This window comes from Streptomyces sp. NPDC004561 (assembly GCF_053602155.1).
This window is the reverse complement of record NZ_JBSGDB010000798.1, coordinates 1-2,354: the sequence shown is the minus strand read 5'-3', so window position 1 is coordinate 2,354 and position 2,354 is coordinate 1. Positions and strand designations below refer to the sequence as shown.

Here is a 2,354-nt window from a genome sequence, read left to right as displayed (position 1 = left end):
GGTGCCCCCACCGGCCCCCCCCCCGCCCCCCCCGGCGCCCGCGCCCGCGGGCGCGGGGGGGGGGGCCCCCCCCCCCCCCCCCCGGCCCCGGTCGTGCGGGTCCTCCCGTGCGTGACGGTCAGACGTACCGGGCCAGGAACTGGACGCCCAAGCTGGTGGCGGACACCACCAGCCACAGGCAGCCCCCGAGGAGCAGGGGCGCGGGGCCGGTCCGGCGCAGCCTGGAGGGCTCGGTGGACAGGCCGATCGCGGACAGGGCGACGGTGATCAGGAAGACGGAGAGCGTGCCGAGCGGGCCGCGGGCGCCGGACGGGACGAGGCCGGCCGTGTTCACGGCCGCCAGGACGAGGAAGCCGACGAGGAACCACGGCACCAGCCGGCCGACGCGCACCCTGCCGGGGAGACCCTGCCCGGAACCCGCCACGTCACCGTCGGCCGACCGTGCGCGGCGGCGGGCGAGGGCGGCGAGGCCCAGGCAGATCGGGATGATCAGCAGCGTGCGGGCCAGCTTGACCACCACCGCGTAGTCGGCCGCCGGGCCGCCGTAGGTGGTGGCGGCGGCGACCACCGACGACATGTCGTTGACGGCGGTGCCCGCGAACAGGCCGAAGGCGTGCTGGCTCATGCCCAGCAGATGCCCGAGGGCGGGGAAGGTGAGTACCGCGGCGATGTTGAACACGAAGATCGTGGAGACGGCGTAGGCCACCTCCGCCTCGGCCGCGCCGATGACCGGTGTGACCGCGGCGATCGCGGAGGCGCCGCAGATGCCGGTGCCCACACCGATCAGGGTGCGCAGATCGCGTACGACTCCCAGGCGGCGTCCGATTCCGTACGCCGCCGTCAGGCAGACCGCGAGGGTCACGATCATCACCGGCAGCGAGCCGACACCGACCCGCAGCACCTGGCCCAGGGACAGCTGCGCGCCCAGTACCACCACCGCCGCCTGGAGCACACCGCGCCCGGCGAAGGCGATACCGGGCCGCGTCCGCTCCCCGGGCCGCACCGCGACCGCCACCAGCACCCCGAGCACGATGCCGCTCACCGGCCCGCCGACGACGGGAACCAGCCGGCCCAGTGCGGTCGCGACCAGGGCGACACCGACGGCGAGGCCCAGCCCGGGGAGCCGGACGGCCACGCCGGGGAGCCGGGCGGCGAGGGCGGAGGCGAGGTGGGGCGGGCGGGTGGTCCCTGACCGGGAGAGGCTGGCGTCCTTCATGATCACCACTTTGGGCGGCCCCGCGCCCGCGCTGTAGCCCTTGATCGAGCAAGAGGTCATAGCCCAGACGTATGACTCCCTCATACGCTGGCGCTGTGACAGACTCCTCCGTGCCGGACCCCCGTACCGTTCACCTGCCCCTGCGCACGCCCGATCTGGAGTCGCTGAGGCTCCTCGTCCTCGTGGCCGACCTGGGCAGCCTGGGCCGGGCGGCCGAGCGGCTGCGGATCTCCCAGCCGTCCGCCAGCCGCCGGCTCTCCACGCTGGAACGCGGGCTGGGGCTGGTGCTGGTCGACCGGACCCGCCGCGGCTCCCGGCTGACGCTGGCCGGGCAGGCCGTCGTCGGACACGCCCGGCGCGTCCTGGACGACCTGGACGAGCTGCTCGCCGGGGCCGGCAGACTGCGCGACCGGCGGGACGCCGAACTGCGCGTCGCGGCGAGCCTGACGATCGCGGAGTACCTGCTGCCGGTCTGGATCAGCGAGCTGCGCGGCCGCCGCCCGGAGCTGTACATCGGGCTGCAGGTCACCAACAGCGAACACGTGCCCGAGCTGATCGAGTCGGGCGAGGCCGACATCGGGTTCATCGAGGGACCGCGCCTGTCCCGGGTGATGTCCACGCGGCAGGTGGCCGAGGACCGGCTCGTCGTCGTGGTCGACCCCGGTCACCCGTGGGCGCGGCGGCGCGAACCGCTGTCGGCGCAGGAGCTGTCCCGTACGGCGCTGGTGCTGCGCGAGAGCGGTTCCGGCACGCGGCAGACCCTGGACCGGGCCCTGTACCTGGCCGGCTGTGAACGCGTCCGGCCCCTGGTGGAACTGGGCTCGACGGCCGCCGTGCGCGGCGCGGTGATCGCCGGCACCGGGCCGTCCGTCCTGAGCGAGCTGGCCGTCCGCGGGGACATCGCTGAGGGCCGGCTGATCGGCGTCGACGTCGCGGGCGTCGACCTCACCCGCGACCTGCGTGCGGTCTGGCCGCGGGGGCGCCGCCTGGTGGGCCCGGCGGCGGAACTGGTCGCGGTGGCCCGCCAGGCGGTCACTGGCGAGCGGCCTGCCGGCGCGTAGAGGACGGGGTGGCCGAGCAACTCGCCGTAGAAGCGGGCCATTTCGGCGGGGTCGGCGCAGTCGAAGGTGACGGCGGC

2 protein-coding genes and 1 pseudogene are annotated in these 2,354 nt (G+C 75.4%); 1 reads left to right on the top strand and 2 read right to left on the bottom strand.

Features of this window, described 5'->3' with window-relative positions; genetic code table 11:
* Window positions 1-118: 118 nt before the first annotated feature.
* A complete protein-coding gene (locus tag ACWEN3_RS45440) occupies window positions 119-1,216 on the bottom strand; it encodes a YeiH family protein (RefSeq protein WP_452984180.1) in 1,098 nt (365 codons plus the stop codon).
* 71 nt (window positions 1,217-1,287) lie between these two features.
* Here ACWEN3_RS45440 and ACWEN3_RS45435 point away from each other — a divergent pair, with 71 nt between their 5' ends.
* A complete protein-coding gene (locus ACWEN3_RS45435) occupies window positions 1,288-2,277 on the top strand; it encodes a LysR substrate-binding domain-containing protein (protein WP_452984179.1) in 990 nt (329 codons plus the stop codon).
* Here the strand turns inward: ACWEN3_RS45435 and ACWEN3_RS45430 are convergent.
* A pseudogene (locus tag ACWEN3_RS45430) lies at window positions 2,253-2,318 on the bottom strand (hypothetical protein); the annotation flags it as partial. The gene ACWEN3_RS45435 and the pseudogene ACWEN3_RS45430 sit on opposite strands and share 25 nt — an antisense overlap.
* Window positions 2,319-2,354 lie beyond the last annotated feature (36 nt).

Excerpts from the sequence above, each read along its gene's own strand:
- ACWEN3_RS45440 (WP_452984180.1), bottom strand. The coding sequence starts at position 1,216 with ATGAAGGACGCCAGCCTCTCCCGGTCAGGGACCACCCGCCCGCCCCAC.
- ACWEN3_RS45435 (WP_452984179.1), top strand. The coding sequence starts at position 1,288 with ATGACTCCCTCATACGCTGGCGCTGTGACAGACTCCTCCGTGCCGGAC.